Origin of the sequence: Inquilinus sp. CAU 1745, assembly GCF_039839375.1 — a bacterium.
GTDB lineage: Bacteria > Pseudomonadota > Alphaproteobacteria > DSM-16000 > Inquilinaceae > JBDOQU01.
Genome location: NZ_JBDOQU010000019.1, coordinates 62,727 through 82,219, shown reverse-complemented (window position 1 = coordinate 82,219; position 19,493 = coordinate 62,727). Strand labels below are relative to the sequence as shown.

Genomic DNA, 19,493 nt, shown 5'->3' with positions numbered 1-19,493 from the left:
GAAAAGCCGCCCGGTTTGGCGCGGGGCGGCCGCCCCGCGCCAAACCGGCTCACGAACCCCAGCCGGATTGACTGTCAGGAATGTATCCGGACTAACTGTCAGGAATGTTCCCGGTTGCACATTTGAAGCCAGCGGCGGCGCTGGTATCCCGAACTCCCCCACCCTCCCCACGCCTATGGCGCGGGATCGACGTATACGTCGATCCCTCCCCCGCTTCGCAGGAGAGGGCGAAGTTGGGTCCGCGCCTCAAAGTTAGCGCCTATGAGACTTGATTCGGCATCCATGCGGTGTCGATGGCTGACGGAACCGCGTCCGGTCCTTCGCCGCCGGTGAAGCGGCGCCGGCCCATGGATTCCAGATCAAGTCTGGAATGACCAATAAAAACAATGTCATGCTGGACTTGATCCAGCATCCATGCGGCGTCGATGGCTGACGGAACCGCGTCCGGTCCTTCGCCGCCGGTGAAGCGGCGCCGGCCCATGGATTCCGGCTCGGGGGCCGGAATGACGAGAAGGGTTCAGGCTGCTGGCGTAACCGCGCCGCCGACGGCGTAGCCGAGGCGGCCGGACCAGAAGCGTTCCAGGCGCAGCAGGGTCTCGTTGAGGTCGTTCAGCGTCTTTTCGCTGAGGTCGAATTCGTCCAAGGCGTCGATGTGACGCTCGAACATCGAGCTCAGCTTCTCCCGGAGGTCGAGGCCCTTCTCCGACAGGCGGACGCGGACCGAACGGCGGTCATGCTGCGAACGCTCCTGAACCAGATAGGCGTTCTCCACCATCTTCTTCACATTGTAGGAGACGTTGGAGCCCAGATAGTAGCCGCGCGCCGTCAACTCGCCGACCGTCAATTCGTCGGTGCCGATATTGTACAGAATCAGGCTCTGCACGTTGTTGATGTCCTGAATGCCCCGGCGCTCAAGTTCCGCCTTCACCAATTCCAGAAAATGGCGGTGCAATCGTTCGATCAGGACAATGCTCTTGTAGTACGGTGGTTGCACCCGTGCCTCCTCCTGGCAGCAGACCGACGTCTCTTGGTAGTTGGCCGCTATAATATCAGTGCTGAGACATTAGTCGATCATTCGCCGCCTATCATCTTAAAAATAGCCGAAAAATCCGCTTGCTGTCCGCCAGAATTGCAGAAAAGGGCATAGAGCGCCGCCGCTTCGGCCCCAAGAGGGGTGGCCGCGCCGGTGGAGGACGCGGCTTCCTGCGCCAGCCTCAGATCCTTCAGCATCATTCCCGCCGTGAAGCCCGGCGCGTAGTCCCGATTCGCCGGCGAGGTCGGCACCGGGCCGGGCACCGGGCAGTAGGTCGTGAGCGACCAGCACTGGCCGGAGCTTTTCGACGAGATGTCGAACAGCTTCTGGCGATCGAGGCCCAGCCGGTCGGCGAGCGCGAACGCCTCCGCCACCGCGATCATCGAGACGCCCAGCACCATGTTGTTGCAGATCTTCGCGGCCTGCCCGTTACCCGGCCCGCCGGCATGGACGATGGTCTTGCCCATGATATCGAGGAAGGGCTGCGCCCGCGCGAACGCCCCGTCCTCGCCGCCGACCATGAAGGTCAGCGTCCCCGCCTCCGCCCCGCCGACGCCGCCGGAGACAGGCGCGTCCACCATGTCGAAGCCGCGCTCCCTCGCCGCCGCGGCGACCGCGCGGGCCGTCGCCACGTCGATGGTTGAGGAATCGATCAGGAGCGTTCCTTGCCTGGCCGAGGCGAACACCCCCTCCCCGCCCTCATAGACTTCCCGCACATGGGCGCCGGCCGGCAGCATGGTGACGATTATCTCCGCCCCCGCCACCGCGTCGGAGAGGGAGGAGGCCGCCCGCAGACCCGCCGATTCCGCTGCCTTCAGATTGGCGGCGGCGACATCGTGTCCGGCGACCTCATGGCCGGCGGCGACGAGGTTGCGCGCCATCGGCAGCCCCATATTGCCGAGGCCGATGAAAGCGATTCTGGCCATCTTTCCTCCCTTTGCCGTTCGTTCAGGCCGGTTCCGGCGATAGCACGAGGTCGCCGTCGGCCGGGACCGCGAAATGCCGGTCGACCAGAGCCTGGTCAACGTCGCCGAGAGCGGACGGATTCCAGCGCGGATTGCGGTCCTTGTCGACCAGCAGCGCGCGGATGCCCTCGTAGAAATCGTGGCCGGCCATGCAGCCCTGGCTGAGGCGGTATTCCATCGTCACCACCTCCTCATAGCTCATCTCCCGACCCTGCCTGATCTGGCGCAAGGCGAGCCGGAGGCTGGTCGGCGACAGGCGGGCGAGGATTGATAATTGCTCCTCCGCCCAGGCGCCGCCTTCGGCCTCCAGCGCGCCGAGGATGGATTCGACGCTGTCGCCGGCGAAGCAGCGGTCGATGGCGTCCCGCGCGTCGGCCAGCGGGGCGGGTCCGGCGTCGACGTGGAATTCCGCCAGCACCGAATCGATCGCGGCGTGCGGATCGTCGCCATAGGGGGCGGATGACAGGGCCACCGTCAGTTCCTCGATCCGGTCGGCCGGGACGTGATGGGTGCCGTAGCCGACATAGAGGCAGTCCGCGGATTTGAGACGCGCGCCGGTGAGGCCGAGGAAGGTTCCCGTCGCGCCCGGAAAGCGCGGCAGGAACCAGCCGCCGCCGATATCCGGCACCAGCCCGATCCCGGTTTCCGGCATGGCGAACATCGTGCGCTCCGTCACCACGCGGTGAGAACCGTGGATGGACAGCCCGACGCCGCCGCCCATGGAGATGCCGTCGACCAGAGCCACGAACGGCTTCGGGAACCTGTGGACGCGGTGGTTGAGGATGTATTCCTCCCGGAAGAAATCCCGCGTCATGGCCCCCGCCCCGCTTTCGGCGCGGCCGGAATCCCAGACCGCCCGGACGTCGCCGCCGGCGCAGAACGCCCGCTCCCCTTCCCCCCGGATCACCACGGCATGGATGGAATCGTCCCGCGCCCACTCCTTCAGGAGGGGATCGATCTCCCGGATCATGTCCAGGCTGAGGGCGTTCAGCGTCCGGGGACGGTTGAGCGTGATGAGGCCGACGGGGCCGCGCGTTTCCTTTTGGACGTCCTGGCTCATTCTTCTTTTTCTTGAAAGTTGGGATCGCCTCCGCCTCAGGCGGAGAGCAGCTTCCGCGCCACGATCAGGCGCATGATTTCGTTCGTGCCCTCCAGGATCTGGTGGACCCGAAGGTCGCGAACGAATCGTTCGATCGGATATTCCTTGATATAGCCGTAGCCGCCATGGAGCTGCAGCGCATCGTTGCAGATCCGGAAGCCGACATCGGTCGCGAACCTTTTCGCCATGGCGCAGATCTGCGTGCGGTCGGGATCGTCCTCGTCCAGCGCGGTCGCGGCCCGGTGGACCATCAGCCGCGCGGCCGCGAGATCGGTCGCCATGTCGGCCAGCTTGAACTGGAGCGCCTGGAATTCCGCCAGCGGCCGGCCGAACTGCCGGCGCTCCTTCAGATAGGCGGTCGCGGCCTCCAGGCAGGCCCTGGCCCCGCCGAGCGAGCAGGCGGCGATGTTGACGCGCCCGCCATCCAGCCCCTTCATCGCGAAGGTGAAGCCATCCCCCTCCGCCCCCAGCAGGTTGGCGGCAGGAACGCGGCAATTCTCCAGGATGACGGCGGCGGTGGGCTGGCTGTTCCAGCCCATCTTCTTCTCCTTCTTGCCGAAGGAGAGGCCGGGCGTCCCGTTCTCCACCAGGAAGGCCGAGACGCCCTTCGGCCCGTCCCCGCCGGTGCGGGCCATCACCAGGTAGAGGTCGGAGACCGAGCCGCCGGAGATGAACGCCTTCGATCCGTCCAGCACGTAATGGTCGCCGTCCCGCGCCGCGCGGGTCTTCAGCGACCCGGCGTCGGAACCGGAGCCGGGCTCCGTCAGGCAATAGCTGGCCAGATGCTCCATGCCCATGAGCGGCGGCAGGAAGCGGGCCCGGTGCTCCTCGCTGCCGAACCGGTCGATCATCCAGCCGACCATGTTGTGGATCGAGAGGTAGGCTGCCGTCGAGACGCAGCCCGCCGACAGTTCCTCGAACAGGATGGCGGCATCCAGGCGGGAGAGCGCCGAACCGCCATGATCCTCGCGGCAATAGATGCCGGCGAGGCCGAGTTCGGCAGCTTTGCGCAGCGTTTCGACGGGGAATATCGACTGCTCGTCCCACTCCGCCGCGTTCGGCGCCAGCTCCGTCGCGGCGAACGTCCGCGCCATGTCCTGGAAGGCGCGCTGGTCGTGGCTGAGCGAGAAATCCATGGCTTCAAGCGTTCCAGACTATCGTCAACGGCTTCGCAGCCCCTGATACTTTAGACCCGGAGGGAGGGTGGGGAGTCAATGTCACAGCCAGCGCGTCATTTCATTTCGACGGCAGGTCGTAAGCCTGCCCGTTCCCGCACCTCCGGCGAGGTGGCGAGGTCCTATGGATTCCGGATCAAGTCCGGAATGACCAGCAAAAACAATGTCGTGCCGAGCGTCCAACTCCCTCATGGTGAGCCAGTCGAACCATGTGTGCCCCGCCGCCCCGCCACTGCTTTCATGCAACAACGGTGCGGCGATGGGCGTTCATCGGCGGTGTATGGGCCGGTGTACGCCCGTCTCCAGAAAGCGGAGCCTTCCATGAACATCATCGCGGTTCTCAACGTGGCGGGCGGGACGATGCGCAGCCTGGACGTGGCCGACGTGACGCGGCGGCTGGAGGAAGGGCTGGGGGAGAAAGGCCATACGGTGCAAGTCGAGGCGATGGAGCCCAACCGGCTGGGCGCGGCGCTGGAGAAGATCGCCGGCCGGAAGGATGTGGACGCGCTGCTGATCGGCGGCGGGGACGGCACCGTTTCCTCCGCCGCCGCCGCGCTGGCGGGGTCGGAGGTGGCGCTGGGCGTCCTGCCCCTGGGCACGATGAACCTGTTCGCCCGCGACCTGAAGGTGCCGCTGGACCTGGATTCGGCGATCGCGGCGCTGGCGGAGGGGGAGATCGAGAGCATCGATCTGGGACAGGTCAACGGCACGCTGTTCGTCAACCATTGCTCCATCGGGCTGCATCCCTGGATGATCCGCCATCGCGAGCACCAGCAGAAATGGATCGGCCGTCGCAAATGGTTCGCCATGGCCCGGGCCTGGATGCGCGCGCTGAAGCGGTTCCCGAGGGTCGATATCGAGATGCGGGTCGGGGGCGAAAGGCGGCATCTCAGGACCAACGTGCTGATCATCGCGAACAACCCGTTCCGGGAGGGGGCGGGCCCGATCCCCGGCCATGAGCATCTGGACGAGCACGCCCTTGCCGTCTATGTCGCGAAGAGCGCGTCGCGGCTGGGGCTGGTGCGCCTTATCTTCAACGCCACCATGGGCCATTGGAGCACCAATCCGATGCTGGATTCCTTCGTCACCCCGTCGATCACCCTCACCCGCCGGCGGCGCAAGACCGTCCGTGCGTCGATCGACGGCGAGACAAGGGCGGTGACCGCGCCGCTGGTCGCGAAATCCCTGCCGGCGGCGCTGAAGGTCCTGAAGCCGAAAGCCCCCGAATGAGGCGGATCGCCCATCTCTCCGACCTCCATTTCGGCCGGATCGGGCCGCGCATCGTGGACGTACTGGTGGACGACCTGGAGAGCTGCGCGCCGGACCTGATCATCATCAGCGGCGACCTGACCCAGCGCGCCCGGACGCGCCAGTTCGCCGCGGCGCGGGCCTTCCTGGACCGGCTTTCCGCGCCTTGTATGGTGGTGCCGGGCAACCATGACGTGGCCCCGATGTTCCGGCCGATGAGCCGCGCCTTCCGGCCGTTCGCCCGCTACCGCCGATACGTGACGCAGGACATGGCGCCGACCTTCATCGACGAGGAGATCGCGGTCGCCGGCGTGACGACGGCGCGGTCCTACCGCTGGTCGGAAGGCAGCGTCTCCCTTCGGCAGATCGAGGGGGTGCGCCAGTTCATGGACGGGCTGGACGACCGGCTGCTGAAGATCGTCTTCACCCATCACCCGTTCCTTCCGCCGCCCGATTCCCCGGACACGGCGCTGGTCCGCCACGCCCGGTCCTCCCTGCCGGTGTTCGAGAGCGTGGGCGTCAATTTGCTGCTGGCCGGACACCTGCATCGGGGCTTCACCGGCGATGTGACGCACCATCACACGGCGATCAAGCGGTCGATCCTGGTCGCCCAGGCCTCCACCGCGACATCGACCCGGCTGCGCGCGGAGCCGAACGCCTACAATTTCATCCGCTGGGATGCGCCCCATCTGCGGCTGAGTTCCCGAATCTGGGACGGCGACGCCTTCCAGCAGGCGGAGGTGGAGACCTTCGCCCAGGACGGCCATCGATGGCATCGCGCCGGCCGCGACGCAATGCCCGGCTGAGCCGGGATTGCGGGGCCGGAGGCCAGCGCCTATCCTCCCCCGCGATTTTTCAGGACCTATGCAAGCGGGGCCTCGGCGATGGCCGGTTTCTCCTTTCACGGACGTTTTCCAACCACGCGCCCCAGGCGCAACCGCGCCGATGGCTGGACCCGCCGGCTGGTGGCGGAGAACCGTCTGTCCACCGACGATCTAATCTGGCCGCTTTTCGTGATCGAGGGCGAGAACCGGACCGAGCCCGTGGCCTCCATGCCCGGCGTCGACCGCCATACGCTCGACCGCGTCGCCGACGCCGTCGCGGTGGCGATGGAGCTGGGCATTCCCGCCATCGCCCTCTTCCCCTCCAGCCCGGCGGAGGTCAAATCCGAGGGCGCGGAGGAAAGCTACAACCCCGAGAATCTGATGTGCCGGGCGATCCGGACGATCAAGGCGGCCCACCCGGATGTCGGAATCGTCACCGACGTGGCGCTGGACCCCTACACCACCCACGGCCATGACGGGCTGTTGAAGGACGGACGCATCCTGAATGACGAGACGGTGGAGGTGCTGGTGCGACAGGCGCTGGCGCAGGCCGATGCCGGATCGGACATCGTCGCGCCGTCGGACATGATGGACGGCCGCATCGGCGCGGTGCGGACGGCGCTGGACGAAGCCGGGCATGAACTGGTGCGGATCATGGCCTATTCGGCCAAGTACGCGTCGGGCTTCTACGGCCCGTTCCGCGACGCGGTTGGCTCGGGCTCCGCGCTCAAGGGCGACAAGACGACCTACCAGATGGACCCGGCCAACGCCGACGAGGCGCTGCGCGAGGTGGCGCTGGATCTGGGCGAAGGGGCCGACATGGTGATGGTCAAGCCGGGGCTGCCCTATCTGGATATCATCCGCCGGGTGAAGGAGACCTTCGCCGTCCCGACCTTCGCCTACCATGTCAGCGGCGAATACGCGATGCTGCGCGCGGCGGCCGGGAACGGCTGGCTGGATTACGACCGGACGCTGATTGAGACCCTCATCAGCTTCAAGCGCGCCGGCTGCGACGGCATTCTGACTTACGGCGCGCTGGACGCGGCACGGATGCTGCGGACGGGTTAGCCCGCGGTTCAGGGACCTTCCACAAGAAGGTGGAACTTTTGCGCCGCCTGATCAACTATTGCGCTGGTGGGAATACACAGAATCAAGAAGGTGCGGGGTGGCGCGGAACCCAGTTCAGATTGCGAGCCGGCTCGCGGGTGCGTTTTGCATCGCAATCGCAACGCTGGGCGAGGCGTCCGCGCAGGAGGGTGAACAACGACTCCTTTTCGATGAGGAGGGTAACGTCGACGTCTCCAACCTTCTGGCGCGGGGCGGCTTCATTCCGATACCGATCATTATCACCGAACCCGCCGTCGACAACGGGCTGGGGATCGTCGCCTACTTCGTCGGAAAGCCGCCAGCCGACAGCGACCAGCCGCTGACCCGGACGATTGTCGGCGGCGCGGTCACGGGCAACGGCTCCAAAGGCGCCGGCTTCATGAGGACCGGCGCCATCGGCGATGGGCGCATTCTCTACAACGTCGCCTTCGGCACGGGGCTGGCGGTGCTGGACTTCTATCCCGGCAATCGCAACTTCGCCCTGACATACAACAACGACATCACTTTCGCCGGGGTGCGGGCGCGCTATCGTTTTGGCGACAGCGGCTTCTCCGCCGGGCCTGTCGTGACCTACCGCCAGAACGAGATCGCGCTTGATGCCGGGGACCATTCCCCGCGGCTTGAGGCGTTCGCCGGCCATGAGATCGACCTTCCCTCGATAGGCTTCAACCTGCATTTCGACAATCGGAACAATCCCTTCACCCCGACGAACGGGCTCAACGTCGTCGGCGAGGCACAGCTCTTCGACGAGGCCTTCGGCAGCGACGCCGACTTCACCAGCACGTCCCTGTTCGGGGCCTGGTTCGGGTCCCGGGACGACTGGACGCTCGGCGTGATGGCGAACCTGGAATATACGAGCGACGAGAGCCCCTTCTTCATGGAGCCCGACATCGACCTGCGAGGCGTGGAGCGAAACCGCTATCGCGGCGACCGCCTCCTGTCGGGCGAGTTGGAGCTGAGGCGGCAGTTTTCGCAGCGCTGGGGCGCGCTCGCCTTTGTCGGCTACGGCCGGACGTTTGGCGACGGCGACGCCGATGCGGACGCCGTATCCTATGGAGGAGGAATCCGGTACCGGATCGCGGAGAAGCTTGGCCTCGATCTGGGCGTCGACATTGGCGTAGGTCCGGACGACGAAATCCTCTACCTGCAATTCGGCCATGCCTGGGGCCGGCGGATGGATTGAGCCGGGAATAGCGGCTTGCGACGGCCCGTCACGGCGATGACGCCGGCTCGATCACAGGTTTCGATCCGGGGAATGGTACGGGCCTCCCCTCGGCAAGGAGATAGGCCCTCACGACCTCGATCTGCCCCTCATCCATCAGCGCCGGCGCATGGCCGCAGTTGGGGATTTCCACGATTTGGGCCTTCGGGCCACGTTCGGCCATCTCCGCAGCGGTTTCGGCGGAGAGGAGATCCGAGTCCGCGCCGCGAAGGACGAGGGTCGGGCAGGAGACGAGGTCCCAGGCCGGCCAGAGGTCCATGTCGCCGAGCGGGGCCGCCGTGAAGGCGAGCGCAATTCCCGGATCGTAGACAAAGCCGAGCGAGCCGTCGGCCCGGCGGACCGTGCCATGCCGCACGAGATGCCGCCATTGGGCATCGGTGAGGTCGCCGAAGCCGGCGTAGGTGCGGCGGAAGGCCTGCTCCGCCGCCTCGAGGTCCGGGAACGCCGGATCGAGGCTGACATAGGAGGCGATGCGTTCCAGCGCTGCCTTTGGGATGAACGGGCCAACGTCGTTCATCACCAGCCGGCGGATCGGGTGGCCGGGACGGGACGCCAGCAACATGCCGATCAGCCCGCCCATCGACGTGCCCACCCAGTCGACATGATCCACGTCGAGCCGGGCCAGCAGCGCCGCCATGTCGGCGCAATATTGCGGATAGCCGTAATGGACGGGATTCCGCAGCCGGCCGCTCTTCCCCCTGCCGACGATATCGGGGCAGATGACGCGCCGGCCCTCTGCGGCGAGGGCCGAAGCGAGCGCATCGAAATCGCGGCCGTTGCGGGTCAGCCCATGGACGCAGACGACAGCCGACCGCAGGCGCGGATCGCCCCATTCGACATAGGCGACATCGTGGAAGCCGTCCGGGTCCAGCGCCTTCAGGGTCCGGCGGAGCATGGCGGCGGCTACGGGCGGGGATCGAGGCCCGCGCGTTCCCGCAGGCCGGGGGCGCGGATGTCGACTTCCTGGCCGGCGAGGTCGTCCGCCTCCCCGCCCGCCAGCCAGACGAGGAATCGGGCGGGATCGTCCACCGGCAGCAAGTCGCGGCGCGGGATGCGGCTGACCGGGTTCATGCCGGAGGCGCGGATGGCGACCTGCATGTCGGTGTCGACAATGCCGGGGCGGAAACCGAAGACGACGAGGCCCGACCCCTCCGTCTCCAGAGCCAGAGAGCGGGTCAGCATGGCGAGGCCGGCCTTGCCGGCGCAATAGGCGCTCCAGCCCTCACGCGGGGTGGAGGCCGCGCCGCTGGAGACGTTGATGACGACGGGGCGCGGCCGCTCCATCATCGCCGGCACGGCGGCGCGCAGGACGTTGAACGCGCCGGTCAGGTTGATCGCGATCGACCGCGCCCAATCCTCCGGATCGGCTTTGGTCAGGAGGCCGATTGGTTCGATCGCGCCGGCATTGTTGACCAGTATGTCGATTCCGCCGAACGCATCGACGGCGCGGGCGATCAGCGCCTCCACCTCCCGATACTTCGTGATGTCGCAGGTGACGGCGAGCGAGCGGCCGCCGGCCGAACCGATCGCATCGGCCACCGATTCGCAGGCTTCGGCGGAGCGGGCGGCCACCGCGACCGCCGCCCCTGCTTCCGCGAACCGCCGGGCCGCGGCCGCGCCGATGCCGCGGCTGCCGCCGACGATAAGGACGGTCTTGCCGGTGAGATCGGTCATGCGGCGACGCGGCGGCGCGGCTTGTTGGGCAGCATCTCCCGCGTCGGCAGGAAGGCCGGGTCCTTCACGAAGGTGAAGCTGCGCGCGTGGAAGCCGTTGAAGCGGCTGCGCAGGACGTTGGTGTAGGCGCCCATCTGGCCGATCTCTATCCAGTCGCCTTCGCGGATGTCCTCCGGCAGCCAGTAGGGACCGGGCATGCTGTCGGTCGAATCGCAGGTCGGCCCGAACAGGTGGAAGCCGGTCAGCCGGTCGCTGACGGGACCGTCAGGACGGATGACCCGCATGGGGAAATCGATGCCGTCGAACTTCATGTCGGAGAGGCTGCCATACATCCCGTCATTCAGGTAGAGGGACTCTCCCCGCCTCAGTTCGACCTTCACCACCATCGAACAGCCGCCGGCGACCAGCGCACGGCCGGGCTCGCAGAAGAACGCCGTCCGGGCGGACAGGCCGATCAGCGCCTTCCCCTCCTCGATCGCCGCGACGAAGCTTTCGAAGGGCGGGGGTTCGGTACCGACATAGGGCACGGGGAAGCCGCCGCCGACATCCAGCACGTCGAGATCGATCCCGGCCAGATCCCGCGCCCTGCCCGCCAGTTCCATCGCGCGCAGATAGGCCGAGGGGGCGAGGCACTGGGAGCCGACATGGAAAGTGAGGCCCAGACGGCGGCCGGGCTTGCGCGCGGCCTTCAGCAGGTCGGCCGCATCCTCCACCGTCGTCCCGAACTTGCCCGACAGGTCGCAGACCGCCTGGTTGCGCGGCGCCTCCAGCCGGACCACCAAGGTCAGATCGTCCCCGCCCTCCGTCACCTCGACCAGCTTCGCCAGTTCGTCCTCATGGTCGAGCGCGAAGGTGCGCACGCCGTAATCGTAATAGGCCTCCGCGATCGCGCGGCGGCTCTTGATCGGATGCATGAAATGGCAATGCGGATCGGAGAACTGGTCGTTGATCGCCTTCACCTCGGCGATCGAGGCGGTATCGAAATGCCGGACGCCGCCTTCATGCAGCGCGCGCAGCACACGGCGGTCGTCATTGCACTTCACCGCATACATCACCGTGCCGGGAAAGGCCGAGACGTAGCGTTCGGCCGTGGCGCGGAGTTCGTGGGGCCGGAGGCAGTAGACCGGCTCTTCGGGACGAAGCGCGGCGACCATGTCCGCGGGCGAGTCGAAGGTCTGAGTCATCGCAGGCCATCTCCCTTTCAACGCGCGGGCATTGCACCCGTCCGGAAAGCAGTAGTTCAACACGAAGCTATTGAAAAGAATGAATAAAATATGCAGCGAAAAAAGATGCTTCGTTACGGGCTGCGAACTTTCCCGCCGACCCTTCAAAGGCGGGAAACGACTATAAGGTAATTTTCTTTCTCCCCCGCCGGCCGGTTTCGTTGTAGGAATATTTCCGGTAGAAAACCGAACGACGGCGATGGCGGAAGGCGAGGGTCTGAGCGGATGAAATGGGTCTGGCGAGCGCTGGCCGGCATTCTGCTGATCCTCACGGCCGGGCTGGCGCTTGGCTATTTCTGGCTGCGCGCCGGCCTTCCCGACTATGAGGGAGAGCGGACCCTGGCGGGGCTGGGTGCGCCGGCGACGGTGGTCCGCGACGCCGCCGCCATCCCCCATATCCGCGCCGAGAGCGCCGCCGACGCCTATTTCGCCCTGGGCTACGTCCATGCGTCGGACCGGCTGTGGCAAATGGATCTGCAGCGGCGAATCGGGGCGGGCCGGCTTTCCGAACTGGCCTTCATCGGCGAATCGGGCCTCAGGCTCGACCGGCTGATGCGGACGCTGGGGCTCTACCGGGACGCAGCCGCCAGCTTCGAGCGGCTGCCGGCGGAGGTCCGTGCGGCGCTGGAGGCCTACAGCGCCGGGGTGAACGCCTGGCTACAGAGCCGAAGCGGCCCCCTGCCCCCGGAATTCGTGGCTCTGCGCTATGAGCCCGAACCGTGGACCCCGGCGGACAGCCTGGTCTGGGGCCGGCTGATCGCGCTTCAGCTTTCCGGCAATTTCAGGACCGAACTGCTGCGCGCCGCGCTGGCGGAGATTCTGGACCCGGCGCTGATGGAGGATCTGTTCCCGCCGGGAATCGGCTATCCGCCGGCGACGCTCGCGGCCGGCGAAGCGCGGGCGCTGAGGGCCGCCCTGCCGCCGCCGCTGGGGCCGGACACGGCATCGAACGAATGGGTGCTGTCCGGCGAGCATACCGGAACCGGCCTGCCGATCCTGGCGAACGACCCCCATCTGGCGCTGGACGCGCCGATTCTCTGGTACCTGGCTTCCATCCGGACGCCGGAGTTGACGGTCACGGGGGCGACGGTGCCGGGGGTTCCGTTCACCCTGCTGGGCCATAACGGGACGGTCGCCTGGGGGTTCACCACCACCGGGTCGGACGTGCAGGATGTGTTCATCGAGCGGATCGATCCCGCCGATCCGGGGCGCTACCTGACGCCAGAGGGGAGCGAGCCGTTCCTCGTTCGCGAGGAGATCATCGGCGTCCATGGACGGGAGGAGCCGGTGCGGCTGACCGTCAGGGCGACCCGGCACGGGCCGGTGCTGTCCGACATCGATCCCGAGGCGGCGGACCGGGCGGGGGAAGACCATGTTCTGGCGCTGGCCTGGACGGCGCTGACGGACGAGGATTTGAACGTCGAGGCGGTCTACCGGCTGAACCGGGCGCGGGATTGGGAGGATTTCCGCGCGGCGATGCGGCTGTGGCGCGCGCCGCAGCAGAATGTCGTCTATGCCGATACCGCCGGCAATATCGGCTTCTTCACCCCCGGCGACGTGCCGATCAGGCTGGACGGCGACGGCAGGAGCCCGATCCCCGGATGGACCGGCGCGTTCGACTGGAAAGGGCTGATCCCGTTCGAGGAACTGCCGCAGGCTTACAACCCGCCCGCCGGCTGGTTCGTCAACGCCAACAACGCCGTGGTCGGACCCGACTACCCCTACCTGCTGGCCTGGGAGTTCGAGGAGCCCTACCGCGCCCGGCGGATCGAGGCGATGCTGGAGGAAATCTCTCCGCTGACCGTCGCCGGAAGCCAGGAAATGCAGCTCGACACCGTGTCGCTGGCGGCGGCCGAGCTGCTGCCGCTGATGCTGACAATCCGCGCGCCGGACGCGCACGCGGCCGAGGCGCTGGCGGCCCTGCGGCGCTGGGACCACCGGATGAACCGCGAACTGGCCGCGCCGCTGATCTTCCAGGCATGGCTGCTGGAGCTGGGTCGCTCCCTCTACGCCGACGAGTTGGGCGACGGGTTCGACGATTATGGCGGGCTGGAGCCCGTGGTCCTTCGGCGCATGCTGACGGAGCGCCGGATATGGTGCGACGACGTGGAAACGCAATCGGTGGAGGAATGCGGCGACGCGTTGACGACCAGCCTGCTCGCCGCCCTGGACCGGCTGGAAGCGAAGTATGGCTCCGATCCTTCGGAATGGCGTTGGGGGGAAGCCCATCGCGCGCCGCTGGACCATCCCATCTTCAGCCGCATACCGATCATCGACCGGCTGTTCGATCTGGGTATCCAGACCGATGGGGGAGAGTTCACGGTCAATCGCGGCGGCATGGATGTCGGAGATGCCGCAACGCCCTTCGCGCATGTGCATGGCGCGGGCTTCCGCGCGGTCTATGATCTGGCCGATCTGACGGAGTCGCAATTCATGATCGCCACCGGGCAATCCGGCCATCCGCTTTCGGATTTCTACGGCAACCTCACCGTCCGCTGGCGCGACGGCGACTATCTGACGATCGGGGAGACGCCCCGGGACCCGATCGGCACGCTCACCCTTCTTCCCGCCGATCAAGAATAAGGACGGCCCGATGACCCGGATCACCCTGGACGACGTCCGCGTGGCAGCCGCCAGCCTGGCCGGAGAGATACCGCCGACGCCCACCGTCTCCGCCCCTCTTCTCTCCGCCGAGTTGGGCTGCCGGCTTCATCTGAAGCTGGAGAACCAGCAGCATACCGGGTCGTTCAAGGATCGCGGGGCGCTGAACAAGCTGAAGCAGCTTGACCCCGACGAGCGGCGGCGCGGCGTCATCGCCATGTCCGCCGGCAACCATGCCCAGGGGGTGGCCTACCATGCGACGCGGCTGGGCATCCCGGCGACCATCGTCATGCCTAGCATCACGCCCTTCACCAAGGTCGCCCGGACGGAAGGGTACGGCGCGACGGTGGTGCTGGAGGGGGAGAGCCTGAGCGAGGCGCAGGCCCATGCCGAGGCACTGGCGGCGGAGAAGGACCTGACGCTGATCCATCCCTATGATGATCCCGCGATCATCGCCGGCCAGGGCACGATCGCGCTGGAGATGCTGGCGGCGGTGGCGGATCTTGACGATCTGGTGGTGCCGATCGGCGGCGGCGGGCTGATCGCCGGCATCGCCGTGGCGGCCAGGGCCTTGAAGCCGGGCATCCGCATCACCGGCGTGGAGGCGGCGGCCTATCCTTCGATGAACGACGTGCTGGCCGGGCGGGCGGGCAGCTATGGCGGCTCGACGCTGGCCGAAGGCATTGCGGTGAAGAAGCCGGGGCTGATCACGCGGGAGATCGTCCGCGACCTGGTCGACGACATCCTGCTGGTCGACGAAACGGCGCTGGAGCGCGCGGTCCACATGCTGATCACGATCCAGAAGGTCGTGGCGGAAGGGGCCGGGGCGGCCGGAATCGCGGCCGTGCTGAGCGCGCCCGAACGCTTCGCCGGCCGCAATGTGGGCGTGGTGATCTGCGGCGGCAACATCGACCCCCGCATGATCGCCTCCATCCTGATGCGCGGGCTGGTGCGCGACAGCCAGCTTGTCCGGCTGCGCATCCGCATCGACGACCGGCCCGGCGCGCTGGGCCGGCTGGCGGCGATCATCGGCCGCAAGGGCGGCAATATCGTGGAGGTCTACCACCAGCGGCTGATGTTCGAGGTGCCGGTCAAGAGCATCGACGTGGACGTGATGGTGGAGACGAAGGACCGCCCGCATGTCGAGAAGATCATCGCCGCGCTGGAGGAGGACGGCTTCCCCACCGAGACGGCGAGCGCGATCGGCTGAGAACCAACCACCCCTCACCCAACCCTCTCCCCAAAGGGGCGAGGGCTACCAACTCACCCTCGCCCCTTTGGGGAGAGGGAGGGACCCGCGAAGCGGGAGGGTGAGGGGCTGGCCGCAGCCTCAGAACAGCGGCGCGTCGACGCGAGCGCAACTCGCCGCGAAGATCGCGTGACAGCGCAATCGATACAGGATATTATTCCTGTATGGGAGTCTCGCTCCTTAAATGATGACGCTGGGAAAGCGAACCCCACCCCAATTGGTCATTCTGGCGAAGGCCAGAATCCATAGGCCGGAGACGCCGCGCCGGCGGCGAAGACCTGGATCCGACCCTGCCCGTCATCGACGTCCCATGGATGCCGGATCGGGGTCCGGCATGACGGTGGTGGGGAACGAAAAGCCGACAAAAGCCCACAAAAGCCGACATCAGGAAAAAAGCCCTCTCCCCTCATGGGAGAGGGAGGGACCCGCGAAGCGGGAGGGTGAGGGGGAGTTGGTTTCCGCCTCAGAACAGCGGGGCGTCCACTCGGGCGTAGCGGCCGCGGTGGTAGACCAGGGGCTCGCGGTCCGGGGCGGCGTCGATGCGGTGGACGCGGCCGACCAGGATCAGGTGGTCGCCGCCGTCGAAGGTGGTTTCCAGGGTGCAATCGCAGGCCGCCACCACGCCGTCCAGCACCGGCGCGCCGGTCATCCAGCGTGAATGGGCCACGCCCTTCCAGTCCGCCGCGTCCCGCGCGAAACGCACCGACAGCGAGCGCTGGTCGGCGGCCAGCAGGTTGACCGCGAAACAGCCGGCGTCGAGGAAGGCGGGAAGGCTCCGCGCCCGCCGCTCCAGGCAGAACAGCACCAGCGGCGGGTCGAGCGAGACCGATGTGAAGGAGTTGATGGTGACGCCCAGCGGCACGCCGTCCGCGCCGATCGTGGTCGCCACCGCGACGCCGGTGACGAACCGGCCCATCGCGTCACGGAACGCCCGCTGGTCAAGGGGATCGGAAGAGCTTGGGGCGTGGGGATGGGACATGCGACAGGGGCGACCGGCTGCGGTTGAGGCGCGACCGCCAACACATGCGGGCTGGAGCCGTTTCTGGCAAGCCCCGATGCCCCTGGAGGCCGCCTCCTTAAACCTGTTCTTAACGAAAATCGTCGATTCTCCCATCGACTGACAACGCCCCCCGTGAACGCCACCGCAGGTAGCAACCGTCCATGCTGTTCATCGCCGGCTCCATAACCGTGGTCCTCTGCACCTTCGGCGGCTACGCCGCGATGGGCGGCCACCTTTCCGTGCTATGGCAGCCTTTCGAGGTGGTCATCATCTGCGGCGCGGCGCTGGGCGGCTATATCCTGGCCAATCCCGCGCCGGTGCTGAAGAAGACCGGTGCGGCCCTGGGCCAGGCGTTCACGGGCAAGCGCTACAAGAAGCAGGATTACCTGGAGCTTCTCAGCCTGCTCTACATGATCTTCAAGCTGGCGAAGACGAAGGGCATGCTGGCGCTGGAGCAGCATATCGAGCGGCCGGAGGAAAGCAGCCTCTTCCAGCAGTTCCCCAACGTCTACAAGAACCATCACGCGATGACGTTCCTGCGCGACTATCTGCGACTGATGTCGCTGGGGACCGAGGACCCGCACACGCTGGAAGCGCTGATGGACGAGGAGATCGAAACCCATCACGCCGAGAGCTACCAGGTCGCCAACGCCTTCCAGACGGTGGCCGACACGCTGCCGGCGCTGGGGATCGTCGCGGCCGTGCTGGGCGTCATCAAGACGATGGGCTCGATCACGGAGCCGCCGGAAGTGCTGGGCAGGCTGATCGGCGGCGCGCTGGTCGGCACGTTTCTTGGCGTCTGGCTGGCCTACGGCTTCGTCGGCCCGATCGCCAACAACCTCAAGGCGATGTACGATTCGGAGAACAAGTACTTCCAGTGCATGAAGGCCGGCCTGCTGGCCCATCTGCACGGCTACGCGCCCGCCGTGTCGGTGGAGTTCGCGCGGAAGATGCTGTTCTCCGACGAGCGTCCGGATTTCTACGAGGTCGAAGAGACGACGGGCGCGCTGCCCGCCGCCCAATAGCCGCCCAACAGCCGATAGCCGTCGGACAGGAGTTCCAGAGCCGTGGCCGTTACGAACGACCAGCCGATCATCATCATCAAGAAGAAGAGGAAGGCCGCCCACGGCCATCATCATGGCGGCGCGTGGAAGGTCGCCTATGCCGATTTCGTGACGGCGATGATGGCGTTCTTCCTTCTGCTGTGGCTGCTGAACGTCACGACGGACGAGCAGAAGGACGGTATCGCGGACTATTTCGACCCGGCCAACATCGCGCAGACGACCAGCGGCGCGGGCGGCGTGCTGGGCGGCACCACGGTCGCCAGCCCCGGCGCCCTCACCTCCCCCTCCTCCCGCTTCAGCCTCGACCAGAGCCTGCCGGGCCGGCCCGAGCCGGTGGCGGACAGCCGCACCATCGACGAGGGCGCGTCCTACGAGTTCACCGACGCCGCCGCCAGCGGCGAACGGCGGGAGAATGAGGGCGGCATGGATGCCGACGGCGAGCCGCTGAATTCCGCCCAGTTCACCGAGACGGAGCTTGAGCAGGCTCAACAGGCGCTCGCCGCCCACGAGCAGGCGCAGTTCGAAGCGGTGGCGGAGGAGTTGCAGCAGGCGATCCAGTCGATCCCCGAACTGGCCCCGCTGGCCCAGAACCTGATCATCGACCAGACGCCCGAGGGCCTGCGTATCCAGATCGTGGACCAGGAGCGCTACTCCATGTTCCCGATCGGCAGCGCCCAGATGTTCGACCGCACGCGGCAACTCATCGGGCTGGTCGCCCAGGCGATCGATCAGCTGCCCCAGAAGCTGTCGATCGCCGGCCATACCGACAGCACCCCCTACAGCGACGGCGCGGCCTACGACAATTGGGAGCTGTCCACCGACCGGGCGAATTCCAGCCGCCGCGCGCTGATCGACGCCGGCGTGGGGGAGGACAGGATCTCGACCGTCGTCGGCAAGGCGGACACCGACCATCTGTTCCCCGACGCCCCGGAAAGCCCGCAGAACCGGCGCATCTCCATCGTCCTGCTGCGCGAAGCGCCGCTGCCGGCGGGCGCGGCGGGAATCATCGAACCGCTCCAGAAGCGCGCTTCGGCGGTCGACTGACGAGCCCCTGAAATCCCCAGATCGGTGTCGGTCGGCATCCGGCGCTGACAGCGGACTGCTGACAAGGCGGGAAAGCCGTTACATGATGCGGGCGTCATGTCCGTCATCAAATCCACCGCCGCCGGCCTTCACCAGTTTCACCGGTCGGCCCCCATGCCCTGCCCCTACCTGTCGGACCGGGTGGAGCGGAAGCTGTTCACGCGGCTGGCGGGGGACGATGCGGCGGCGCTCAACTCCCTGCTGACGCGGGCCGGGTTCCGGCGCAGCCACGACGTGCTGTACCGGCCCGTCTGCTCCGGCTGCGACGCCTGCGTTCCGGTGCGGATCCCCGTCGAACGGTTCTCCCCTTCCCGCTCCATGCGGCGCTGCATCGCCGCCAATGGCGACCTTGCCGTGATCGAGCGCCCGGCGCGGGCGACGGAGGAGCTCTACCGGCTGTTCCTGGCCTATGAGCAATCGCGCCACGCCGACAGCGACATGGCCCGGATGACCGCCGCGGATTTCGCCACCATGATCGAGGAAGGCGCGGCCGCCGCCATCCTGCTGGAATTCCGGCGGGACGACGGCGGGCTGGAAGGGGCTATCCTGGTCGACCGGCTGGATGACGGCTATTCCGCGATCTACAGCTTCTTCGACCCGGCCTCCCCCGAACGCGGGACCGGCACCTTCATGATCCTGGCGCTGGCGGAGCGGGCGCGGGAGAAGGGGCTGGCCCATGTCTATCTGGGCTACTGGATCGGGGAGAGCCGCAAGATGGCCTACAAGGCGCGGTTCCGGCCCCTGGAGGCGCTGACGGCCAAAGGCTGGCGGACACTTTCGCCCAGCGAGGATGCCGGTTAGCGCAATTTCCGCCGCACGATCAGTCCCTTGTCGTTGCTTTCCCTTCCTCCGTCTGTATAAGAAATCCCGAAGTCTGCCGGACCCCGACGAGACGGGACAGGCGGAGCTTTCAATCCAATCAGGCG

At 67.0% G+C, this 19,493-nt stretch carries 18 protein-coding genes; 9 read left to right on the top strand and 9 right to left on the bottom strand.

Going from position 1 to position 19,493, the window contains the following annotated elements; translation table 11 throughout:
- Nucleotides 1-259: 259 nt before the first annotated feature.
- From AAFN89_RS18795 to AAFN89_RS18775, 5 genes are all read right to left on the bottom strand, one after another.
- Entirely contained in the window at nt 260-481 is a 222-nt protein-coding gene (locus tag AAFN89_RS18795) for a hypothetical protein (RefSeq protein WP_347540754.1), read from the bottom strand.
- 36 nt (nt 482-517) lie between these two features.
- The gene (locus tag AAFN89_RS18790) at nt 518-994 is read right to left on the bottom strand and encodes a MarR family winged helix-turn-helix transcriptional regulator (RefSeq protein ID WP_347540753.1); all 477 of its coding nucleotides are present in this window, start codon (nt 992-994) and stop codon (nt 518-520) included.
- Between the two features lie 77 nt (nt 995-1,071).
- A complete protein-coding gene (gene mmsB / locus AAFN89_RS18785) occupies nt 1,072-2,058 on the bottom strand; it encodes a 3-hydroxyisobutyrate dehydrogenase (protein WP_347540752.1) in 987 nt (328 codons plus the stop codon).
- Nucleotides 1,982-3,058 carry an enoyl-CoA hydratase/isomerase family protein gene (locus AAFN89_RS18780; protein WP_347540751.1) on the bottom strand — a complete coding sequence of 359 codons (1,077 nt, stop codon included), beginning with the start codon at nt 3,056-3,058 and terminating at the stop codon, nt 1,982-1,984. Before AAFN89_RS18780 ends, mmsB begins: the two co-directional genes overlap by 77 nt.
- Nucleotides 3,059-3,093: 35 nt before the next feature.
- The gene (locus AAFN89_RS18775; RefSeq protein ID WP_347540750.1) at nt 3,094-4,233 is read right to left on the bottom strand and encodes an isobutyryl-CoA dehydrogenase; all 1,140 of its coding nucleotides are present in this window, start codon (nt 4,231-4,233) and stop codon (nt 3,094-3,096) included.
- Between the two features lie 360 nt (nt 4,234-4,593).
- Here AAFN89_RS18775 and AAFN89_RS18770 point away from each other — a divergent pair, with 360 nt between their 5' ends.
- The 4 genes from AAFN89_RS18770 (at nt 4,594) to AAFN89_RS18755 (ending at nt 8,634) form a co-directional block, all read left to right on the top strand.
- Nucleotides 4,594-5,502 (top strand): diacylglycerol kinase family protein, encoded by a 909-nt coding sequence (locus tag AAFN89_RS18770; protein WP_347540749.1) that lies wholly within the window; start codon nt 4,594-4,596, stop codon nt 5,500-5,502.
- The gene (locus AAFN89_RS18765; RefSeq protein ID WP_347540748.1) at nt 5,499-6,326 is read left to right on the top strand and encodes a metallophosphoesterase family protein; all 828 of its coding nucleotides are present in this window, start codon (nt 5,499-5,501) and stop codon (nt 6,324-6,326) included. The genes AAFN89_RS18770 and AAFN89_RS18765 overlap by 4 nt, the downstream gene beginning before the upstream one ends.
- 78 nt (nt 6,327-6,404) lie before the next feature.
- A complete protein-coding gene (gene hemB, locus AAFN89_RS18760) occupies nt 6,405-7,412 on the top strand; it encodes a porphobilinogen synthase (RefSeq protein WP_347540747.1) in 1,008 nt (335 codons plus the stop codon).
- Nucleotides 7,413-7,509: 97 nt separating this feature from the next.
- Nucleotides 7,510-8,634, top strand: coding sequence for a BamA/TamA family outer membrane protein (locus AAFN89_RS18755; protein WP_347540746.1), 1,125 nt, complete (start codon nt 7,510-7,512; stop codon nt 8,632-8,634).
- A gap of 28 nt (nt 8,635-8,662) precedes the next feature.
- On the opposite strand, the gene AAFN89_RS18750 is transcribed toward AAFN89_RS18755, so the two are convergent.
- The 3 genes from AAFN89_RS18750 to AAFN89_RS18740 are packed head-to-tail and all read right to left on the bottom strand — an operon-like array spanning nt 8,663 to nt 11,531.
- Nucleotides 8,663-9,568 carry an alpha/beta hydrolase gene (locus AAFN89_RS18750; RefSeq protein WP_347540745.1) on the bottom strand — a complete coding sequence of 302 codons (906 nt, stop codon included), beginning with the start codon at nt 9,566-9,568 and terminating at the stop codon, nt 8,663-8,665.
- Nucleotides 9,569-9,576: 8 nt separating this feature from the next.
- Nucleotides 9,577-10,347: an SDR family oxidoreductase gene (locus AAFN89_RS18745; protein WP_347540744.1), complete on the bottom strand. Its 771-nt coding sequence runs from the start codon at nt 10,345-10,347 to the stop codon at nt 9,577-9,579.
- On the bottom strand, nt 10,344-11,531 hold the full coding sequence (locus tag AAFN89_RS18740) for a type III PLP-dependent enzyme (RefSeq protein WP_347540743.1): 1,188 nt from the start codon (nt 11,529-11,531) through the stop codon (nt 10,344-10,346). Before AAFN89_RS18740 ends, AAFN89_RS18745 begins: the two co-directional genes overlap by 4 nt.
- A gap of 264 nt (nt 11,532-11,795) precedes the next feature.
- Here AAFN89_RS18740 and AAFN89_RS18735 point away from each other — a divergent pair, with 264 nt between their 5' ends.
- Complete coding sequence (locus tag AAFN89_RS18735; protein ID WP_347540742.1) at nt 11,796-14,153, top strand: penicillin acylase family protein; 2,358 nt, start codon at nt 11,796-11,798, stop codon at nt 14,151-14,153.
- A gap of 10 nt (nt 14,154-14,163) precedes the next feature.
- On the top strand, nt 14,164-15,381 hold the full coding sequence (locus AAFN89_RS18730) for a threonine ammonia-lyase (protein ID WP_347540741.1): 1,218 nt from the start codon (nt 14,164-14,166) through the stop codon (nt 15,379-15,381).
- Nucleotides 15,382-15,883: 502 nt separating this feature from the next.
- Here the strand turns inward: AAFN89_RS18730 and AAFN89_RS18725 are convergent.
- Entirely contained in the window at nt 15,884-16,399 is a 516-nt protein-coding gene (locus AAFN89_RS18725) for a flavin reductase family protein (protein ID WP_347540740.1), read from the bottom strand.
- Nucleotides 16,400-16,581: 182 nt separating this feature from the next.
- Here AAFN89_RS18725 and motA point away from each other — a divergent pair, with 182 nt between their 5' ends.
- The 3 genes from motA (at nt 16,582) to AAFN89_RS18710 (ending at nt 19,368) form a co-directional block, all read left to right on the top strand.
- Nucleotides 16,582-17,445 carry a flagellar motor stator protein MotA gene (gene motA / locus AAFN89_RS18720; RefSeq protein ID WP_347540739.1) on the top strand — a complete coding sequence of 288 codons (864 nt, stop codon included), beginning with the start codon at nt 16,582-16,584 and terminating at the stop codon, nt 17,443-17,445.
- Nucleotides 17,446-17,487: 42 nt separating this feature from the next.
- Nucleotides 17,488-18,528 carry a flagellar motor protein MotB gene (locus tag AAFN89_RS18715; RefSeq protein WP_347540738.1) on the top strand — a complete coding sequence of 347 codons (1,041 nt, stop codon included), beginning with the start codon at nt 17,488-17,490 and terminating at the stop codon, nt 18,526-18,528.
- 96 nt (nt 18,529-18,624) lie between these two features.
- The gene (locus AAFN89_RS18710) at nt 18,625-19,368 is read left to right on the top strand and encodes an arginyltransferase (RefSeq protein WP_347540737.1); all 744 of its coding nucleotides are present in this window, start codon (nt 18,625-18,627) and stop codon (nt 19,366-19,368) included.
- Nucleotides 19,369-19,493: the final 125 nt, after the last annotated feature.

What these genes read in the sequence shown, in the direction of transcription:
- AAFN89_RS18795 (WP_347540754.1), bottom strand. Translation starts at nt 481, where the DNA reads ATGGGCCGGCGCCGCTTCACCGGCGGCGAAGGACCGGACGCGGTTCCG.
- AAFN89_RS18780 (WP_347540751.1), bottom strand. Translation starts at nt 3,058, where the DNA reads ATGAGCCAGGACGTCCAAAAGGAAACGCGCGGCCCCGTCGGCCTCATC.
- AAFN89_RS18775 (WP_347540750.1), bottom strand. Translation starts at nt 4,233, where the DNA reads ATGGATTTCTCGCTCAGCCACGACCAGCGCGCCTTCCAGGACATGGCG.
- AAFN89_RS18770 (WP_347540749.1), top strand. Translation starts at nt 4,594, where the DNA reads ATGAACATCATCGCGGTTCTCAACGTGGCGGGCGGGACGATGCGCAGC.
- AAFN89_RS18765 (WP_347540748.1), top strand. Translation starts at nt 5,499, where the DNA reads ATGAGGCGGATCGCCCATCTCTCCGACCTCCATTTCGGCCGGATCGGG.
- hemB (WP_347540747.1), top strand. Translation starts at nt 6,405, where the DNA reads ATGGCCGGTTTCTCCTTTCACGGACGTTTTCCAACCACGCGCCCCAGG.
- AAFN89_RS18750 (WP_347540745.1), bottom strand. Translation starts at nt 9,568, where the DNA reads ATGCTCCGCCGGACCCTGAAGGCGCTGGACCCGGACGGCTTCCACGAT.
- AAFN89_RS18745 (WP_347540744.1), bottom strand. Translation starts at nt 10,347, where the DNA reads ATGACCGATCTCACCGGCAAGACCGTCCTTATCGTCGGCGGCAGCCGC.
- AAFN89_RS18740 (WP_347540743.1), bottom strand. Translation starts at nt 11,531, where the DNA reads ATGACTCAGACCTTCGACTCGCCCGCGGACATGGTCGCCGCGCTTCGT.
- AAFN89_RS18735 (WP_347540742.1), top strand. Translation starts at nt 11,796, where the DNA reads ATGAAATGGGTCTGGCGAGCGCTGGCCGGCATTCTGCTGATCCTCACG.
- AAFN89_RS18730 (WP_347540741.1), top strand. Translation starts at nt 14,164, where the DNA reads ATGACCCGGATCACCCTGGACGACGTCCGCGTGGCAGCCGCCAGCCTG.
- AAFN89_RS18725 (WP_347540740.1), bottom strand. Translation starts at nt 16,399, where the DNA reads ATGTCCCATCCCCACGCCCCAAGCTCTTCCGATCCCCTTGACCAGCGG.
- motA (WP_347540739.1), top strand. Translation starts at nt 16,582, where the DNA reads ATGCTGTTCATCGCCGGCTCCATAACCGTGGTCCTCTGCACCTTCGGC.
- AAFN89_RS18710 (WP_347540737.1), top strand. Translation starts at nt 18,625, where the DNA reads ATGTCCGTCATCAAATCCACCGCCGCCGGCCTTCACCAGTTTCACCGG.